At 63.5% G+C, this 17982-nt stretch carries 17 protein-coding genes; 11 read left to right on the top strand and 6 right to left on the bottom strand.

Annotated features, from left to right (window positions below; all coding sequences use genetic code 11):
* The first annotated feature begins 131 nt into the window (after nt 1-131).
* From FOB72_RS28505 to FOB72_RS28480, 6 genes are all read left to right on the top strand, one after another.
* Entirely contained in the window at nt 132-1580 is a 1449-nt protein-coding gene (locus tag FOB72_RS28505; RefSeq protein WP_150376494.1) for an aldehyde dehydrogenase family protein, read from the top strand.
* A 62-nt stretch (nt 1581-1642) separates the two neighbouring features.
* Nucleotides 1643-2614 (top strand): Bug family tripartite tricarboxylate transporter substrate binding protein, encoded by a 972-nt coding sequence (locus FOB72_RS28500; RefSeq protein WP_223851610.1) that lies wholly within the window; start codon nt 1643-1645, stop codon nt 2612-2614.
* A 63-nt stretch (nt 2615-2677) separates the two neighbouring features.
* A complete protein-coding gene (locus FOB72_RS28495; protein WP_150376490.1) occupies nt 2678-3655 on the top strand; it encodes a Bug family tripartite tricarboxylate transporter substrate binding protein in 978 nt (325 codons plus the stop codon).
* Nucleotides 3656-3680: 25 nt separating this feature from the next.
* Nucleotides 3681-4844, top strand: coding sequence for an iron-containing alcohol dehydrogenase (locus FOB72_RS28490; RefSeq protein WP_223851609.1), 1164 nt, complete (start codon nt 3681-3683; stop codon nt 4842-4844).
* A gap of 12 nt (nt 4845-4856) precedes the next feature.
* A complete protein-coding gene (locus tag FOB72_RS28485; protein ID WP_150376488.1) occupies nt 4857-5879 on the top strand; it encodes a substrate-binding domain-containing protein in 1023 nt (340 codons plus the stop codon).
* Between the two features lie 132 nt (nt 5880-6011).
* Nucleotides 6012-7397 carry a carbohydrate porin gene (locus tag FOB72_RS28480; RefSeq protein WP_150376486.1) on the top strand — a complete coding sequence of 462 codons (1386 nt, stop codon included), beginning with the start codon at nt 6012-6014 and terminating at the stop codon, nt 7395-7397.
* 74 nt (nt 7398-7471) lie between these two features.
* Here the strand turns inward: FOB72_RS28480 and proC are convergent, their stop codons facing one another.
* From proC to FOB72_RS28450, 6 genes are all read right to left on the bottom strand, one after another.
* Nucleotides 7472-8296 carry a pyrroline-5-carboxylate reductase gene (proC, locus tag FOB72_RS28475; protein ID WP_150376484.1) on the bottom strand — a complete coding sequence of 275 codons (825 nt, stop codon included), beginning with the start codon at nt 8294-8296 and terminating at the stop codon, nt 7472-7474.
* A gap of 17 nt (nt 8297-8313) precedes the next feature.
* Entirely contained in the window at nt 8314-9033 is a 720-nt protein-coding gene (locus FOB72_RS28470) for an ABC transporter ATP-binding protein (RefSeq protein WP_150376482.1), read from the bottom strand.
* Nucleotides 9030-9848, bottom strand: coding sequence for an ABC transporter ATP-binding protein (locus FOB72_RS28465; RefSeq protein ID WP_150376480.1), 819 nt, complete (start codon nt 9846-9848; stop codon nt 9030-9032). Before FOB72_RS28465 ends, FOB72_RS28470 begins: the two co-directional genes overlap by 4 nt.
* The gene (locus FOB72_RS28460; protein ID WP_150376478.1) at nt 9845-10732 is read right to left on the bottom strand and encodes a branched-chain amino acid ABC transporter permease; all 888 of its coding nucleotides are present in this window, start codon (nt 10730-10732) and stop codon (nt 9845-9847) included. The genes FOB72_RS28465 and FOB72_RS28460 overlap by 4 nt, the downstream gene beginning before the upstream one ends.
* Nucleotides 10725-11618 (bottom strand): branched-chain amino acid ABC transporter permease, encoded by an 894-nt coding sequence (locus FOB72_RS28455; RefSeq protein ID WP_150376476.1) that lies wholly within the window; start codon nt 11616-11618, stop codon nt 10725-10727. Before FOB72_RS28455 ends, FOB72_RS28460 begins: the two co-directional genes overlap by 8 nt.
* 76 nt (nt 11619-11694) lie before the next feature.
* On the bottom strand, nt 11695-12816 hold the full coding sequence (locus FOB72_RS28450; RefSeq protein WP_150376474.1) for an ABC transporter substrate-binding protein: 1122 nt from the start codon (nt 12814-12816) through the stop codon (nt 11695-11697).
* Nucleotides 12817-12985: 169 nt separating this feature from the next.
* Here FOB72_RS28450 and FOB72_RS28445 point away from each other — a divergent pair, with 169 nt between their 5' ends.
* From FOB72_RS28445 to FOB72_RS28425, 5 genes are all read left to right on the top strand, one after another.
* Entirely contained in the window at nt 12986-13660 is a 675-nt protein-coding gene (locus tag FOB72_RS28445) for a GntR family transcriptional regulator (protein WP_150376472.1), read from the top strand.
* Between the two features lie 385 nt (nt 13661-14045).
* Nucleotides 14046-14633, top strand: a complete 588-nt coding sequence (locus FOB72_RS28440; protein ID WP_150376470.1) for a hypothetical protein — start codon at nt 14046-14048, stop codon at nt 14631-14633.
* Complete coding sequence (locus FOB72_RS28435; RefSeq protein ID WP_150376468.1) at nt 14630-14845, top strand: hypothetical protein; 216 nt, start codon at nt 14630-14632, stop codon at nt 14843-14845. Before FOB72_RS28440 ends, FOB72_RS28435 begins: the two co-directional genes overlap by 4 nt.
* Before the next feature lie 384 nt (nt 14846-15229).
* Nucleotides 15230-16831: an ATP-dependent nuclease gene (locus tag FOB72_RS28430; protein WP_150376466.1), complete on the top strand. Its 1602-nt coding sequence runs from the start codon at nt 15230-15232 to the stop codon at nt 16829-16831.
* The gene (locus FOB72_RS28425) at nt 16824-17894 is read left to right on the top strand and encodes a UvrD-helicase domain-containing protein (protein WP_150376464.1); all 1071 of its coding nucleotides are present in this window, start codon (nt 16824-16826) and stop codon (nt 17892-17894) included. The genes FOB72_RS28430 and FOB72_RS28425 overlap by 8 nt, the downstream gene beginning before the upstream one ends.
* The last annotated feature ends 88 nt before the right edge of the window (nt 17895-17982 follow it).

The following is a 17982-nucleotide window of genomic DNA, read 5'->3' as shown; positions in this document are numbered from 1 at the left end:
CGACCGATCGGTGCCGAGCTTACGATGTTCCAAATATCGCGAAATCATCGGGGTTTACCCATTCCCACGCCACATTGACATATTCCGCCCACGCCCCGATCATTGAGAAAACGTTTTCTTTGAGATCGCTAATGCGCAACACCCGACTCCCCAGCACCTCCCTCCCCCCGACCGGCTCGCTCATCGACGGCAGCTGGACTGACTCGCAAGACAGCTTTGAAGTCCATGACAAGTTCACCGGCGAGGCCATCGCGGTCGTGTCGTCGGCGACCCGAGACCATGTCGCGCGGGCCGTGCGGATCGCCAAAACCGCAGTGGATGCGGGCGCCCCCGCGCCGTTCGACCGTAGCGTGACGCTCCGGCGGGCCGCCGAACTGCTCGAGACCCAGCGCGCCCGTTTCGTCGATGCGATGACCACGGAAGCGGGCTTCACGCTCGTCGATGCCCATACCGAGGTCGACCGCGCCAAGGTGACGCTCACCCTCTGCGCGAATGAAGCCACTCAACTGACCGGGGAGATGGTGCCGTTTGCCGCCAGCCCCGGCGCGCATCGGCGGCTGGGTTTCACGCAACGCTTTCCGGTGGGCGTGGTATGCGCCATCACGCCCTTCAACTCGCCGCTGAACACCGTGCTCCACAAGGTGGCTCCCGCCTACGCGGCCGGTAACGCCGTCGTGCTCAAGCCTTCCGCCTTCACGCCGCTCACCAGTGCCTTGTTGGGCGAAGTCCTGCTGGAAGCCGGCATGCCCGCACCCTTCCTTTCCATTCTTCAGGGGGAAGGCGAAACGGTCGGCACATGGCTGCTCGAAGAAAACGATGTCGCCTTCTACACGTTCACAGGCAGCACGCGCGTGGGCAAGATCATTCAGCGGGCGGCGGGCCTGCGGCGCACACAGATGGAGCTGGGCAGCATCGCCAGCACGTTCGTCGCCGCCGACGCGGACCTCGACCGGGCCATTCCGAAGATCGCCAATGCCGGACTCCGGAAGGCAGGACAGGTATGCACCTCCGTCCAGCGCCTGTACGTTGACGCCCGCGTCGCCACCGAGGTTGCCGAGCGGCTGGTCGAGTTCGCCGGAACATTGGTGGCCGGGGATCCGCGCGATCCGGCCACGCGCGTCGGCCCGCTCATTACCGAGCAGGCCGCGATACGCGCCGAGACGTGGATTCGGGAAGCGGCATCGGCAGGGGCTCAGGTCCTCTGTGGCGGCACCCGCAGGCGCTCCGTGATCGATCCGGTCATCATGAAAGACGTGCCCGAAGAAGGTCGCGTGTGGTGCCAGGAGGCGTTTGCCCCGTTGATCGCCCTCCGGCCGTTCGACGACTTCGACGCCGCGCTCGCCAGCGCCAACAGCACGCCCTTTGGGCTGGCCGCCGGCATCTTTACGCAGGACATCGACCGCGCGCTGAAGGCCGCGGCAACGCTGCGCTTTGGCACCGTGCAGATCAACGAGACGTCCAGCGCCCGCTCCGACGTCATGCCGTTCGGCGGCGTCAAGGACAGCGGCTTCGGCAAGGAAGGCCCGCACTACGCCATGCGGGAGATGACCGAAGAACGCCTCGTCGTGTTCAATCCGTGATGCGCGAAACGCGAACCCCATCTCAGGGCATGTCGCAGGGCGCGCATTCGCGCCGGCGTCGCATGCTGCTTGCCGCTATCGCGGCAGCACCGTTCGGCGCCGCCGCGTCCGCCCTCGCCCAGACGCCATATCCGAATCGCCCGCTCACGCTCATCGTACCTTTCGCGGCAGGCGGCCCGACCGACATCCTCGCGCGCGTGATCGCCGAAGGACTGGCACGCGACCTCGGGCAGCCTGTCGTCGTCGAGAACTTCCCCGGTGCGGGCGGCACGCTGGGCACTGCGCGTGCGGTCCGGGCGCCCGCCGATGGCTACACCTTGCTGATCGGCAATGTCGGCACACTGGCCGCGAACGCCACGCTATACAAATCGTTGCCCTACGACGTCCTGAAGGACCTGATACCGCTAGCCTCCGTCGGCGATGCACCGCAGGTCGTCACGGCCCGCAAGGATCTTCCCGTGACGGGTCTCGATCAGTTCGCCACCTACGCCAGGCAGCACGCCGCAACCATGAACGCGGGCGCGGCAGGCACCGGCTCCGGATCGTTTCTCGGCAGTGTCCTGCTGAATGCGAAGCTTGGGGTCAAGGTCAGTATCGCCAACTATCGCGGGGCGGGCCTGGCGCTCAACGACGTTGCCGCGGGCCATATCGACTACCTCGTCGACAGCACCACCACCTCCACGAGCTTCATCAAGTCGGGACTGGTGCGCGGCGTTGCGGTGCTGCGTCCGAAACGGATCAAGGCACTTCCCGACGTCCCGGCCGCCGGCGAGTCGGGATTTCCCGATCTGCACTACGACATCTGGAACATGGTGCTCGCGCCAAAGGGAACCCCGCCAGCCGTCGTGGCGCGACTGGGCCAGGCGTTGCGCAAGACGATCGGCGATGCCCAGACGCAGGCCAAGCTCGGCCCTTCGGGCGTGGAAGTTCCTGCCGAACGCCAGCAAACCCCGGAGGGGGCGGCCGAGCTTCTGGCGGGATCCGTGGCGAACTGGCGCACGCTGCTTTCGGGAATGAACATCCGGCTCGACTAGCCAGCACCCTCTTTATGCAGAACGCCGGCAACCGGCGAGAACAAATAAGACTCGGAGACAGACATGCTTCATCCCCTCACAAAGCTCGTGCGTTCCCTCGGCATTGCGGTGGCTTTCGCCGCGACGGCCAACGTGGCGGTTGCCGCGGACTGGCCGACCAAACCGATCACGATCGTCGCCCCCTTCACGCCGGGCGGCACGACCGATATCGTCGCGCGCGCCGTTGCCGCGCAACTGCAGAAGGAGCTCGGCCAGTCCGTCGTCGTCGATAACCGGCCCGGCGCCGGGGGCACCCTCGGGGCCGCGATGGTGGCGCGGGCGCAGCCCGACGGTTACACCTTGCTGCTCGCGAATGTCGGGCATGCGGCGGCGTCCGCGCTGTACAAGAATCTGCCCTACGACTTCGAGAAGGATATGACGCATATCACGACAGTCGCCGTCGTGCCGAATGTCCTGATCGTGCGCAAATCGCTGCCGGTCAACAACGTCAAGGAGTTGATCGCCTACCTGAAAAGCCATCCCGGCGAAGCGACGTTCGGCTCCGCCGGTATCGGGACGACCCAGCATCTGTCGGCCGAGTTGCTCAAGAAGCAAGCCTCGTTCGATGCCGTGCACGTGCCGTACAAGGGGGCATCGCCCATGATGACCGACATCATCGGCGGTCGCGTGGTCTTCGCACTCGATTCCGCCGCCTCTGCCAATGCCCAGCTTGCGGGTGGCAATATCAAGGCGCTGGCCGTCACGACATCGCAGCGTACGCGCTTCCTGCCCGACGTGCCGACTCTCAGCGAGGCAGGCGTGCCCGGGTATCAGATGAGCACCTGGTATAGCCTCGCCGCGCCGCGCAACCTTCCGCCGGCCATCCGCGATCGCATCTACAACGCCGTGGTCGCAAGCATGAAGGATCCGTCCATGCAGACCACGCTGCAGAACATGGCCGCGGAACCCGGAGGCATGAGCCCCACCGCCCTCACGACGTTCGTGCAAACGGAAACGCGACGCTGGACCACGATCGCATCGGGCTTCTCCGCAACGGATTGATTCAACACTTCTGCATTACGTTTTCATGCCCATTACCGACATCTCCACATTCTTCTGTCCGACCCGCATCCATATCGGCGCCGGCTCTCATGAGCGCATCGGCGACATCATTCGCGAGCGCGGCGGCAAGCGGGTATTCATTGCCGTGGATGCGGCGCTGCTCGCCAGCGATTTCTACGCGCGCGTGGTGGCGCTTCTCGAAGGCCAGGGCGTGGCCATCGCCAGCTATTCCGACATCGAGCCCGACCCGAGTGCCATCACCGTGCAGCGCGCACTCGATGTGTGTCGCGCGCACGAGGCCACCGTCATTCTCGCGATCGGCGGTGGCAGCACCATCGACGTGGCCAAGGCGGTCGGCGTCGTGCTGGCCAACGGTGGCCGCATTCATGACTATGAAGGCATCGAGAAATTTTCGATCGCGCCGCCGCCCTTGATTGCGATTCCGACGACCGCCGGTACGGGCTCGGAGGTCTCCGGATCCTGCGTCATCACGGATACGGAGAAGAACCTGAAGATGTCGATCCGGCATGCGGCGCTGAACCCTGCTGCCTTCGCCATCCTCGATCCCCTGGCATTGCGGACGGTCCCCGCTCACGTGGCGGCGCATTCCGGCATCGACGCGTTCGTCCACGCGTTCGAGTCGTACCTCTCGCGCCAGGCGAATCTGATTACCGACGCCATCAATATTCAGGCAATCGAACTCCTCGCCGCCAACATCCGCCAGTTTGTGGCCGATCGCGAAAATATCGAGGCCGCGACGAACATGCTGTGCGGATCCGCGCTGGCCGGCATCACGTTCGGGCAGACCGGGCTGGGCAACGTCCATTGCATGGCCCGTTTCATCGGTGCCGAATATCACCTGTCCCACGGCTTGTCCAATGCCCTGTGCCTGCCGACGGTCGCGCGATTCAACCTGCTTGCAAACCCGGCGAAGTACGCGCGCGTTGCCGCCGCCATGGGCAGGCCGGTCCAGGGGATGCCGATGCTCGATGCGGCACGCATGGCCATCGAGGCGATCGAGACGCTCTGCGCGGATCTCGGCATCCCGCGGCGACTGCGCGACGCGGGGGTGGCCGACGACAAGTTCGAGGTCATGGCCGACCTCTGCGTCAAGGCAAACTATAATCGCTGGAATCCCCGGAAGACCACGCTCGCGGACTTCCGGACCCTGTTCCAAGAAGCCTATTGACCGGATTCGAATTTGACCAAGCGCGTCACTGTCCACGATGTTGCCCGCGCAGCGGGCGTCGCTATCGCAACGGTGTCGCGCGTGGCAAATGGAGTACCCACAGTCGCCGAGGACGTGCGCGCGCGCGTTCAGGCTGCCATCGATGAACTGGGCTGGAAGCCGAGCATGGCGGCCCAGAGCATGCGGGGCGTCTCCGCGCGCATGGTCGGATTCATCTTCTCGGACATCCGCAATCCGATCTACTCCTCGATGGTGAAAGGCGCCGAGAGCGTACTGACCGAACAGGGGTACATGCTGATGGTCGCCAGCAGCGATGGCAGCAGCGAGCGCGAGCTCGCGCTCCTCGACCTGTTTCGGCAGCGTGGCGCCGATGGCGTCATCTTTGCCGTGCAGGATGAATCGAACAGCAAGGTGCTGGCCAAGGTCCGCTCGGGGAGCCTGCCGGTCGTGCTGCTCGAGCGCGAGCTCGATGCGCAGGTCAATGCGGTCGGCGCCGACCACTTGCGTGGCACCAGACAGGCCGCTGAGTATCTGATCAGCCTGGGGCATCGTCGCATCGCCATGATCACCGGCGGCCGCGGCAATCGCGTGGCGCGTGACCGGCTGCTCGGCCTGCAGCAGGCGCATGAACAGGCGGGACTCCCCGTGGACCCGAAGCTATTGCGGCTCGACGGTTTCTCGGCCGATTATGCGTATCGTGAGACGCAAATGCTGCTCGGGCTATCCGACCCTCCGACGGCGATCATCGGATTGGGGACGCCGTTGCTGTCGGGCCTTCTGCCAGCCATTCGCATCAACAATCTGCGCGTCCCCGAAGATGTGTCCCTGATCGTCTCCAACGACAGCGAACTCGCGCAGTTGGCCACGCCGCCCGTTTCCGTGATCCGCTACGACGCACACGCGCTCGGCGATGAAGCCGCGCGCATCCTGCTGCGCCAGCTCAAGGGTGAAATCCAGCCCGAACGGACGCGCATTCAGATTCCTACCGAACTCGTGCTCAGAGGCTCTTGCGCGCCGCCCCGCACGCGGCGTTAACAGCTGGAAAAGGGCAAACATCGCGAACGTCCGACATCGGATTCAGCCGCCGTCTGACAGCCGCCCCAGGACACGGCGCCGTATTCATGAGGCATCCATCCATCGAGGCCGGCATGCTGTCGGAGCGCCTTCATGTCACTGCGAAACCTGCTCCACGCGGTCCTGCTGACATGCGTCCTGACGGGCTTCTGTCGCATGGCCGAGTCCGCGGAACCGGAAGACCCGACGGCGAGCCTCGAAGCGGTCGCCCCCGCGGAAGATCACGAGAAGGCCAAGGCAGAGGAGCAGGCGTCGGTACACGGGCAGACAACCTATATTCGTCAGTTCAAGCCCGGGTTTCCTGCTGACTACAGCGGCCCGAAGAGCTTGTCCGCCTCTCCCGAACATGGATACTCCTGGACCGCTACGCTAAGCTTCGGCCTGCGGTTGTGGCAAGGCGCGTCCGTCTATTTCGACCCAGAGCTGCTGCAGGGCGTCGCCTTCTCCAACTCCCAGGGCCTCGGTGGGCTGGCCAATGCCGAACTGGCCAAGGCCGCCGACGCGAATCCAACGATCTATCGCGCCCGCCTTTTCCTCCGGCAGGAGTTTGGGCTCGGCGGGGGCAGCGAGGCCGTCGAGCCCGCCATCCACAAGCTCGCAGGCCAGCAGGACAAACGGAGAATCGTGCTGACCGCCGGCAATTTCTCGGTGCTGGACGTGTTCAACAGCCTGGAGTATGCGCACGATCCCCGCACCGAATTCTTCAACACATCGTTTGCTTCTCACGCCTCGTTCGACTATCCGGCGGACGCGCGGGGCTACACGTGGGGCGCTGCGCTCGAGTACATCGACGACGAGTGGGCCGTGCGCCTCGGGCGCTTTCTCCAGCCGCGCGAGCCGAACGGCCTTCAGCTCGATACACGTCTCCTCGAACACTATGGCGACATGCTCGAACTCGAGCATGGGTACGACATTTCCGGGCAAGCGGGCAAGATTCGCGTGCTGGTGTGGAGAAATCACGCGCACATGGGCGCATTCTCCGATGCCCTCGCGCTCGCGGCACGCACCGGTAGCCCACCCGATGTCGGCGAGGTTCGGCGCGAGCACGCCAAGGTGGGCGTTGGGGTGAGTCTCGAACAGAAGATCGGCGAGGCATTGGGGATCTACGTCCGGGCGGACTGGGCCGACGACAAGACGGAGAGCTATGCATTTACCGAGGTGGGTAGAAGCGCTTCAGCAGGGGGCATCCTCCACGGCGGCGGATGGGGCCTGCCCATGGATGGCATCGGCCTTGCCGCAGCCATCAATGGCCTGTCGCCAGAGCATCGCGCCTATCTCGCGGCAGGCGGGCTGGGCGGGTTCCTCGGTGATGGCCAACTGCGATATGGGCCCGAACAGGTACTGGAAGCGTTCTACAGCTTCCGCCCGGTTCCGCATCTCTATATCAGCCCCGATATCCAGTTTATTCGGCATCCCGGCTACAACCGGGACCGCGGGCCGGCGCGGGTCTATGGCATACGCGCACACGCTCAGTTCTGAGTCTCCTTGCTGGCTGGCGGGGCGGTGCGTCAAACCCATACGCAGTAATCATGACTGTTAGATAAATCCGAGGTCTACTGACGCGTCGCTTGCTGTGCGCTCAGATCGGCGGCGCGGCGGTTGGCCGCCCACATGGCATCGATGAAGGTCTGTTGCAGGCCTGCGGACTGGAGGGACTCGATGGCCGCGAAGGTCGTGCCGCCCCGTGACGTGACGCGCGCGCGCAGGGACTCGAGCGGCTCATTGGACTGGGCCGCCAGCGCGGCGGCACCCGCAACCGTCGCGCCCACAAGTTCAGCGGCCTGCTGGTTCGACAAGCCCATTTCGACGCCGGCGCGCACCATGCTTTCCATGACGTAGAAGACGTAGGCAGGACCGGAACCCGATACTGCCGTCACGGCGTCGATCAACCGCTCTTCGGACACCCAGACGAAGCGGCCCGTGGAGGCCACCAGCATTTCCACCTGCGACCGATCGTTCGCGCTGACCTCATCGGCGGCGAACAATCCCGTGATACCCATGCCAATCAGCGCCGGTGTATTGGGCATCGCGCGTACGACGCGCGCGGCGCCGAGCCAGCGCTGCAAGGTGGCGACGTCTACCCCGGCCGCGACGCTCACGTGCAGGGCGTTCGCGGTGAAGGACGCGGCTTGCACGGCTGCCACCGCGAGATGCTGGGGCTTCACGGCCCACACGACCATATCGCACCGGCCGAGCCGCTTGCAGGGCGCCTCCGCCGTGCTGACGCCGAATGCGTCGGCCAGGTGCGTCCGCGCCGCCGCAACCGGGTCCACCACGTGGATGGACTCGGGCGGAAGGCCGCCCTTCACAAGACCGCCGATCAGTGCGGTGGCCATGCTGCCACCGCCGACAAACGCTACGTTCAGATTCCGTTCCATGCTAGTTACCAGGTAGATCAATCGGCGCGGCCACCGAGGTACAGCTCGCGCACCTTCGGGTCCGCCATCAGCGCGCCGGCATCGCCAGTCAACGCCACCGCGCCGAGCGACAGCACGTAGGCGCGGTCAGAAATGCGCAACGCCTCCATGGCGTTCTGCTCCACCATCAGGATCGTGACTTCCTCCTTCGCTCTCACGTGCCGGATCGCCTCGAATACCTCGAGCAATACCTTGGGGGAGAGCCCGGCGGACGGTTCGTCGAGCAGCAGCAGGCGCGGGCGTGGCATCAGCGCGCGGGCGAGCGCCAGGATCTGCCGCTCGCCGCCGGACATCGACGCGGCCGGTGCGTTCAGCTTGCGACGGAGTACCGGATAGAGTTCGCAGAGTTCGTCCACGCGCGCCCGCACTTCGCGCTCGGGAAGAAACTGCCCGCCGATCAGCAGGTTCTCGCGCACACTCAGTGCGCTGAACACGTTGTCGGTCTGTGGGACGAAGCCCACGCCGCCGTGCCGCACCTTGTGGTGCACGGGTTCGCGCGACACATCCTTGCCGTCGATGGTGACCGAACCGGTTCGTGGCAGCAGGAAGCCGGCAACGGTCTTGAGCAGTGTCGATTTGCCGCAACCGTTGGGGCCCAGGAGCGTGACGATCTCGGCATGGTTCGCGTGCAGTGTCATGCCGCGCAGGATGTCGACCTCGGGCGTATAGCCCGCGACGACATTGTTGACTTCGATCATGCGGACTCCATTTGATTCTGCGCCGCGGCGGCGCCGCCAAGATACGCTTCGAGGACGCGTGGGTTGCTGGCTAGCTCGGTCGGCGCGCAGCTTGCCACGATGTGACCGCGGTCGAGGACCACGCAGCGCGTGCAGACGTCGCGGATGAAATGCATGTCGTGCTCGACGATGACAATGGTCATGCCTTGCGTGTTGAGGCGCTGGAGCGCACTTACGATGTCGCGCCGCAGATTGGGGTGAACCCCCGCCGTCGGCTCGTCGAGCATCAGCATCTTCGGGCGCAGCATGAGCGCGCAGACGATGCCGAGCAGCTTCTTCTGGCCGCCGGACAGCGCGGCGGCGGGCAGATCGCGCACGCGCGTGAGCAACAACTCGTCGAGCAGCGCATCGGCACGCTCGCGCGCGTCACGCTCGGCGGCGCGGGTGGCGGGTGTATTCAGCAGGGTGCCCCAGAAGCCGGCGTGTTCGATTGCCGCTGCCATGGCCACCTCGATGACCGACATCTTCGTCGGCATGGAGGGCAACTGGAAGGTGCGGCCGATGCCGTCCGACACGATCTTGTGCGCGGGCAAGCGGTCGATCGGCCTGCCCGCGAAATGAATCGATCCTTTGTCGATGGTTTCGAAGCCCGTGATCGTATTGGGCAGCGTGCTTTTTCCTGAGCCGTTGGGCCCCAGCAATCCGACGATTTCGCCAGCGCCGATGCCGAAGCTCACATCCTGCAACACCTTGTTGCCGCCGAATGCCTTGGCTACGCCGCGCACGTCGAGCAGCGTCCGAGTCTTCTGTGCCGTTTCGTTGGCTGCGATGGTCATGCGATCTTCCTCAGTCGTTCGGGGACCAGGCCCTCGGAGCGCCACAACAGGCAGGCAAGCAGAATCAGTCCCACCAGACCCAGCCGCATGGCGCCAGCAAGGTCCGAACTGAAATGCAGGTAATCCTTGGCGAAAGGCACCAGCGCGTAAGCGGCCTGCACGAGCACCACGCCTACCAGCACGCCGGCGGTATTGCCCAGGCCGCCGATCATCAGCATGGTCCAGAGCATGAACGTCTCCGATGCAAGCATGTAATCGGGACCGACGAAGCCCATGTAATAGACGTAGAAGCTGCCTGCGAGCGCGGTCAGCGCGGCGCCGGACATCACGGCGCGGGCTTTCAGCACCGACGTGTTGTAACCGAGGCAGGCAGCGAGTTGCGGCTCCTCCCGCATCAGTCGCAGCGCACGCCCGAAGCGGCCATTGCCAAGCCGTCGGCACAGGAGCGCAAGCCCACCCGCGGCCACCGCCACGATGATCAGGAAGGCAAGGGCATTCCATGGGCGCCCCAGCGCATCGAACGGGGAGGACAACCCGCTGATGCCATTGGCGCCGCCGGTGAGCCAGTCCTCGTTGAGCGCCACCGTGCGCAGGATCTCCGCGATGGCGAGCGTGGCGATGCCCCAGTAGTCCGACCCGAGCTTGCGTCCGAGCCTGGCCATGCACCAGCCCAACAGCATCGCCAGCAGCATGCCGCCGGCAACACCCGCGAGCGGTGGCCAACCCGCCTGCAGCGCGATGCCCGTGGCGTAGGCGCCGAGCCCCGCGAATGCGATATGCCCGAAGTTGAGCAGGCCCGCGTAGCCAGCCTGCAGGTTGAGGCCGAGCGCCATCATGGCGTAGATGCCGGCCAGCGTGAGGGAAGAGATGAGGAAATCAAACACGGCGCACCTCGCGGTCGAACAGGCCGTAGGGCTTGAACAGCAAGGCCAGCAGCAGGATGAGGAACGATGCCGCGCCGATATACGACGCCGGCAGGAAGGCGATCGTCTTGCCGACCGCCCAACCAAAATCGAGGTTGGTCACCACGGTTTCGGTCAGCGCGATCAGTACCGCGCCCGCGACCGCGCCAAGCGGGTTGCCGAGGCCGCCGAGAATGGCGGCCGCGAACACCGGCAGAAGCAGGTCGTGGCCGAGGTTCACGTGTGCGCCGGTCGACAACGCCAGCATGCTGCCGCCGAAGCCCGCTACGGCGCCGCTTCCGAATACGGCAAGCTGCGTCAGCCGGGCGGCATTCAGGCCCGAGGCCGCGGCCAGCGCGGGGTTGCACGCCAGCGCGCGCATCGCGCGGCCGACCCGTGTGTAGAAGAGCAGCGACGCGTACAACGCGAGCAGCAACAGCGTCGCGCTGACGAACCACAATTGCGTGTGAGTCAGGCGCGCGCCGAACACCACGAGGGGCGCCTCGAGCGGCAGGTTGAACATCTTCGGGAACGAGCCCGCCAGGCCTTGTGCGACGGCCACCACGAGCATGGAGACCGCGAGCGAGCCGATCATGGCAATGGCCGGCCCGGACCGCAGCAGTCGGCGGAACACCAGCAGATGCGTGGCCAGCGTCAGCGCGCCCGTGGCGAGCGCGGCCAGCGCGATGGCCAGCGCGAGGGGAACCCCGCTGGCATGCAGTGTCCACGTGAGGTACGCACCCAGCATGGCGTATTGCACATGGGCGATGTTGGGAAACTTGACGAGGCTGTACACCATGCTGAGGCCGAGCGCGATGAGCGCAAGGTCCGACGCACGGAGGAGCGTGTCGATCAGGAATTGGAACATGGGATGAATTCGGCGAATGCAGGCTTGCCGCCGCGCCGGCGCGGCGCGGCGGAGACGTGTAGGGCGCGCCCTTCGTTTAGCGCGGCACCACCTTGTCGTCGAACTTCAGCTTCGCGTATGGCGGATCGATGCGCTGGCGGTTCTCGTCGAAGGTGATCGGGCCCGTCACGCCCTGGTAGTTCTTGCCCACGGCTTTCAGCGCTGCCTGCACCGCGGCCGGATCCGTCGACTTTGCCTTCTCGATGGCAGCGGCCGTCATCAGCACGGCGTCGTAGGCGTAACCCGTATAAGAGGTCTTCGGACCTTCCTTGTACTTCGCCGCGAAGGCGTCCGTATAGGCCTTGCCGGCGGTACCCTGCACCGATCCAACCTCCATGCCGAGCTGGCCCTTGGCGATCTGGGGCGGCGTGTCGGACAGGCTCATGCTGAGCAGGATGGCGTACCACGGCTGGGCGCGCAGTCCGAGCTCGAATGCTTCGCGATTGATGATCGCCGATTCCTGGCCATAGGCCGTATAGATGTAGGCATCCGGGGTGGCGCGCGCGATCTGCTGCAGCTCGCGGCGATACGTCGACTGGCCTTGCGTGTAGAGCACTTCGGCGACGATCTTGCCGCCCAGCTTCTCGAACTCTTCCTTGTATCCGGCGGCCACGCCCTGTCCGTACGCGTTGTTGGGGGCGATGATCGCAACCTTCCGGTAGCCGAGCGCCCAGGTGTCGGCCGCGGAGAAGCGATTGCCAAGGTTCTCCAGCCCGATGAGATTGAACGAGGTGGCACCCAGGTCGCGCACCTTGATGCTCGTGCTGGCGATGTTGATGTGGGTCACGCCCTCTTTGACCAGATATTGAGCCATGGGCAACGTGATACCCGACGAGTATTCGCCGATCACTACCGGCACTTTGTCTACCGAGACCAGCTTGCGCGCGGCATTCAGCGCGGTGGTGGCATTGCCATTCGAGTCTTCGACGATCACGCCGAATTTCTTGCCCATCACTCCGCCCCTGGCGTTGACCTGATCGACGGCCAGGGCCACGGCGCGGCGCACGTCTTCCCCCACGGTGGCATTGGAGCCGGTCAGCGACAACACGGCGCCCATCCGGACTTCATTCGCATCCTGCGCGATGGCGGCTGGCACCACGGAACACAACGAAACAGCAACCGCCAGCAGGCTCAGGGCTGGGCGAGGCAGCAAAGACATAGATCTCTCCGATAGGTGGATTGTACAAATTTCATCGTGCTTTGGATCTCCGTTGTGCTGAATTGGATCCAATTTGGTATCGATCGGATGCGAGTATAATCCGGCGCGTGGATTTCGCAACCGATTTCCATCGAGTCCAGATTCCAGTTCCCCCGGATACAAACAAGACATGGCCACCACTTCCCGGTCGCAACCGATGCACCAGACGATCCGGAACGTTCTCCGAGATGAAATCCTGACGGGGGTGTTGCAGGGCGGCGCCGTGTTGCGCCAGGACCAGTTGGCCACGCGGTTCGGCGCGAGCCGCATCCCGGTGCGCGAGGCGCTGCGCCAGCTGGAGTCGGAGGGGCTGGTGGTCTATCGCGCGAACCGCGGCGCCACGGTCACGCGCATGAACGTCGAGCAGATCTGCGAACTGCTCGACATCCGCGTGGCGCTGGAATGTCATGCGGCACGCCTGGGCGTGCCGAACATGGTGGAGCGCGACTTCGATGCGATGGACAAGATCCTCGATGCCTACGAGGCGTCGACGGACATCAACGAATGGGCTGAGTACAACCGGCGATTCCACCTGGCGCTATCGGCGCCGGCCAACAATCGCCGGCTGCGGCGATTGATCGAGGAGTATTGCCTGAACACGGACCGGTACACGCACGTCGCCATGTCCATCGCCACCGGCAAGGACAAGCCGATGAGCGATCACCGCCGGCTGGTCGAGGCCTGCCGGCGACGCGACATACCGGCCGTGGTGTCCCTGCTCGAGGAACACATCATGGACACCAGGCGCGAGCTCATGGCCAACGAGCGCGCGGCGGAAGTCGATGAGCGCGACGAGCCAATCTGACTCCATTGGGCCACCGACGTCCACTCGCCGCCCCCACGCCAGCAAGCGGCACATGACACCCACTGTCCCGTCTCAAAATTCATGAGCGAGGCGCGCCCAATAAATCAACGACCTAACCCTCAATGTCTCAGACTAAATGAGCCGAGATATTGGATTTCTTGGATATGACATAGCGCAAGGTTTCACCGAATCAGGATTGCTACCATGCGGCGCCTTGAGTCCTGGCCCACGACATTCGCTTATGTATCTTGCTCGTTTTGCTGCCGCAGCCCCCACCGCCTTCAACTTCCGCACACAGCTGGAGACGGGAGCCCGCCGACGTCTCCGGACCCAACGACCGGATCATCTGACGCGCGCATATTTCAATGGCGCTTCGACTGTGACCATGGACGAGGCCACTGAGCGTGTCCTACCCATTCCGCGACGACGCATCCCTTGGTTGGTTGGCGCACTCGATGGCAGCACGATCACCGTCCAGCATGATAAAGACGGTCACTCCTTCGTTTTCACCGTGGTTCACTACCTGCTGGAGCAGCCAATGATTCGCATTCTTTGGCAAGATCCCGAGGATGGCCGGCTCTATCTGATGTGGAACGAAGCATTCCGCTTGAAACAAGGCGCACAGCGCCGGGGTTTCGGCACGCGCAGCATCGCGATTGAGCTCCGCGAAATTGCCCGGCTGGGCATCCAGTGTATTGGCTGTCGAGCGGCCGGCCCGGCGGACGGCCAGATTGGCTACTATGCTTGGCCACTGATCGGCTTCGACGCAGAGCTAGAGGCAAGGGACATGGCACAGCTTCCGCCACGGCTGGCACATTGCCGGACGCTAACGGAATTGTTTATGGAACCAGGAGGAGCGGATCACTGGCGCCGCTTCGGAAGATCCATGACCGTCTTTTTTGACCTTGCGCCGGGCAGCGGGTCGTGGAGTATACTTTCGGCGTACTTGGAGAAGCGAGGCATCACGCTATGAGCACGAAGACGAAACCCGTATTGCCGCCTGCGCGCGCGCTGAAGGATATCGCTGCGGTCTTGGCTCGCCACGGTGCTCCCGACAAGATCATCGACGACGACTCGGCGGCTCAGGAAATTGCCCGCGCTGGTACGTCGCATCTCAAGATTGCGCGTGATCGCTTCCAGATGAGCACCGATCCGAAGAAGCACAAGCTAGTTGAGTCCAAGTAACGACAACCGTCATACGCAAGCGGCCGCACTTCATGTGCGGCTTTTTTTTTGCGTTCTGCATTGGGATGCCCAATCCGTACGCCTTTGGTTGCGTCGTTTAGGAACGAGGTATCCGAGTCCGCAAGCGTGGAATGTTCGCGTCATCAGCTAGTACTTGCATTTTCCAGCCTCGCTTGAAGTTATAGCGGGGACGTCGTGGGACGAGCATGATTGGACGACTCATCTTGCAGTCATTTTGGTCTGATTTGGCTGGTGCTAACGCCGGTTCGCCATAGGGTGTCAGCTTGTAGAGGCCGAGACCAAGGTCGCTACGCAGCCCCGGGATCACCTCGTCGGCATGTGCCATATAATCCGCTCGAGACAAACTTCGAGGCGGGGTGTCGGTTGATTACCAAGATCAAGATCCGCGGATACCGCATCTACACCGACTTCACGCTGTCGCCTAACCCAAAGCTCAACCTGATCGTGGGAGGCAACGAAGCCGGCAAGTCGACGCTGATGGAGGCCATCGCGCTCGCGCTTACCGGGCGGATCGGTGGCCGCAGCGCAAGCGAAGAGCTAAACCCGCACTGGTTCAACGTCGGAGTGGTGGCCGAATTTGTCGCCAAGATCGAGCGCGGTGAACGACCTCGGTTTCCTGAGATCCATATCGAGCTGTACTTCGCGGACAAGCCCGAGTTGCAACGGCTTTGCGGCGCCATCAATACCGAGGTGCCAACCCTGGCCTGCCCAGGCCTGTCGCTGCGGATCATGCCGAATCCCGACTATGCGGACGAGCTGACCCGATGGATGGCCAAGCCTTCCTCCCTGCTGCCGGTTGAGTTCTACCTTATTGAGTGGCGCTCCTTCGCCGACGAGCGCATCACCAATCGCCCCCGGCAATTGGCCGCGGCCATTATCGACTCGCGGACCGTTCGCTCCTCGAGCGGCGTTGACTATCACCTGCGCCAGATCCTTGGCGACCATCTCGACCCGCCTGAGCGTGCCGCCGTGTCCTTGGCCTACCGCGAGCTGAAGGCGACTATGTCGACCACGGCACTGGACGCGATCAACAAGCGCATCGGCACGATTCACGCCTCCTTGCACGATCGGCCGATCTCGCTGGCCATGGATCAAAGCGCGCGGACCGCCTGGGACGGCGTGGTGACCCCCCATGTCAACGATGTACCGTTCTCGATGTCCGGACAGGGCCAACAGGCCGCGATCAAGATCTCGCTAGCCCTGAATCGGAATGCCGGCCACGCGGCGTTCGTCATGATCGAGGAGCCAGAGAATCACCTTTCCCATACCAGCCTGACCACGCTTCTCTCTCGGATCGAGGCGCTCACTGGCGACCATCAGCAGCTATTCATCACCACGCACAGCACCTTCGTGCTGAACCGGCTCGGTCTCGACGCCATCCTGCTCTTGGCACACGGCAAGACGTCGAAGATTACGACGCTAGATCCAGAAACCGTCTCATATTTCCAGCGCCTTCCCGGCTATGACACGTTGCGCATGGCCTTGGCCAAGAAGATCGTCCTCGTGGAAGGGCCGTCCGACGAGATCGTTTTCGAGCGATTCTTCAAGGATCTGTTTGGGAAGCGCCCAATGGAATTGGGCATCGACGTGATTAGCATGCGGGGATTATCGCTGGCGCGCTGCCTTGAATTCTGCGCCGCGCTGGATAAACCAGTGGCCGCCATGCGCGACAACGATGGCACGGACCCGGCCGAGCTGTACACAAGCGTTGATGCGTGGCTCAGTCCAGGAAGGCGTGAGCTGTTCATTGGGGAAGTCGCCGACGGCCACACCCTGGAACCGCAAATCATCCGCCACAATGGCGAGGCGACATTGCGCAGCCTACTTGGCATCACGGCGAGCGCAGATCTACACAAATGGATGAGCCGGGAGAAAACCGAGACGGCGCTCCGCATCGCCAACGCAACCAGCAAGCTTACGCCACCCAAGTACATGCGCCAAGCCGCGGCGTTCATCCATGGCTAACCAGCTCACTCTGGCCGTTGCTGGCTCGCGCAAGACCCAAGGTATCGTCGAGCATTGCACAAGGCTTCTTCCGGAGCGCCGCGTCCTCGTCCTGACCTTTACCCGGGCAAATCAGGAGGAACTCCGACGCCGGCTCGGGCAACGAGCGGGCGATCACCTGGGCATCGAAGTCATGGGATGGTTCACCTTCCTGTTACGACATTTTGCAAAGCCTTTTCTGCCCTTCATGTTTCCCGGAGCGCGAGTTCTGGGGTTCAGTTATGAGGGGCGACCGGACAGGTACGCGAAAGGCTTGTCGCGATTTGTCGACGGCAACGGCGCGGCCTACGCGTGCGAGCTCGGGCGCCTTGCCAACGAACTGTTGGGCGCCAGCAAAGGCGCTTTGCTGCATCGATTGGAGAGCTTGTACGATGAGATATTGATTGACGAGGTACAAGACCTGAGCGCCCATGACTGGGAGATCGTCGACGCCCTGTTGCACTCGTCTATTCAGATCCAGATGGTCGGTGATATCCGGCAATCCGTTCTGGCCACGAACCCCCGTGGCACCAAGAATAAGCAGTATGCCTATGCCGAAGCTGTAAAGTGGTTCCGGGAGAGAGAGAAACTCGGGAAGCTGACCATCAAAGAAAGTGTGGAGACTTGGCGGTGCCACCCGAAGATCGCGGAATTTTCAGACACAATCTTCGATCCAAGCTGGGCATTCCCGTCCACAATCTCCCGCAACGAAGTTGCGACAAACCACGACGGCGTATTTCTACTGATGAAAAAGCACGTGGGGGATTACGTGGAGCGATTCACACCACAATGCTTGCGAAGCATGGCGACCTCTGGCAAAGAGTTCAACCTCGACTACATGAACTTCAAGGTTGCAAAGGGTTCCACATATACGCGCGTGCTGATCGTTCCGACGGCAGGAATTTCTGACTTCCTGCGTAAAGGATCAATGCTCGAGCCAGTACCCGCGGCAAGTTTCTACGTGGCAGTCACCCGTGCTGAACAGAGTGTCGCCATCGTTATTGACAAAGCGGGCACGTCTACTTTGCCTTACTGGATTCCGTAACGCACCGCTCATCGGCTCGCATTCACCCCGGCGCCATATCGACACGGTCGACGGCAACTCCCCCGCTAGCGGGGGAGTGTAAGGACCA

Source organism: Cupriavidus pauculus, assembly GCF_008693385.1.
GTDB classification, from domain to species: Bacteria; Pseudomonadota; Gammaproteobacteria; order Burkholderiales; family Burkholderiaceae; genus Cupriavidus; species Cupriavidus pauculus_D.
The sequence above is the reverse complement of the archived record's forward strand: the minus strand, read 5'-3'. Positions and strand labels throughout refer to the sequence as shown.

Bases quoted from the DNA above. Each gene is read 5' to 3' on its own strand.
- FOB72_RS28435 (WP_150376468.1), top strand. From the start codon at position 14,630: ATGAGCACGAAGACGAAACCCGTATTGCCGCCTGCGCGCGCGCTGAAG.
- FOB72_RS28500 (WP_223851610.1), top strand. From the start codon at position 1,643: ATGCTGCTTGCCGCTATCGCGGCAGCACCGTTCGGCGCCGCCGCGTCC.
- FOB72_RS28425 (WP_150376464.1), top strand. From the start codon at position 16,824: ATGGCTAACCAGCTCACTCTGGCCGTTGCTGGCTCGCGCAAGACCCAA.
- FOB72_RS28440 (WP_150376470.1), top strand. From the start codon at position 14,046: ATGGACGAGGCCACTGAGCGTGTCCTACCCATTCCGCGACGACGCATC.
- FOB72_RS28470 (WP_150376482.1), bottom strand. From the start codon at position 9,033: ATGATCGAAGTCAACAATGTCGTCGCGGGCTATACGCCCGAGGTCGAC.
- FOB72_RS28465 (WP_150376480.1), bottom strand. From the start codon at position 9,848: ATGACCATCGCAGCCAACGAAACGGCACAGAAGACTCGGACGCTGCTC.
- FOB72_RS28490 (WP_223851609.1), top strand. From the start codon at position 3,681: ATGCCCATTACCGACATCTCCACATTCTTCTGTCCGACCCGCATCCAT.
- proC (WP_150376484.1), bottom strand. From the start codon at position 8,296: ATGGAACGGAATCTGAACGTAGCGTTTGTCGGCGGTGGCAGCATGGCC.
- FOB72_RS28505 (WP_150376494.1), top strand. From the start codon at position 132: ATGCGCAACACCCGACTCCCCAGCACCTCCCTCCCCCCGACCGGCTCG.
- FOB72_RS28455 (WP_150376476.1), bottom strand. From the start codon at position 11,618: ATGTTCCAATTCCTGATCGACACGCTCCTCCGTGCGTCGGACCTTGCG.
- FOB72_RS28450 (WP_150376474.1), bottom strand. From the start codon at position 12,816: ATGTCTTTGCTGCCTCGCCCAGCCCTGAGCCTGCTGGCGGTTGCTGTT.
- FOB72_RS28495 (WP_150376490.1), top strand. From the start codon at position 2,678: ATGCTTCATCCCCTCACAAAGCTCGTGCGTTCCCTCGGCATTGCGGTG.
- FOB72_RS28445 (WP_150376472.1), top strand. From the start codon at position 12,986: ATGGCCACCACTTCCCGGTCGCAACCGATGCACCAGACGATCCGGAAC.
- FOB72_RS28480 (WP_150376486.1), top strand. From the start codon at position 6,012: ATGTCACTGCGAAACCTGCTCCACGCGGTCCTGCTGACATGCGTCCTG.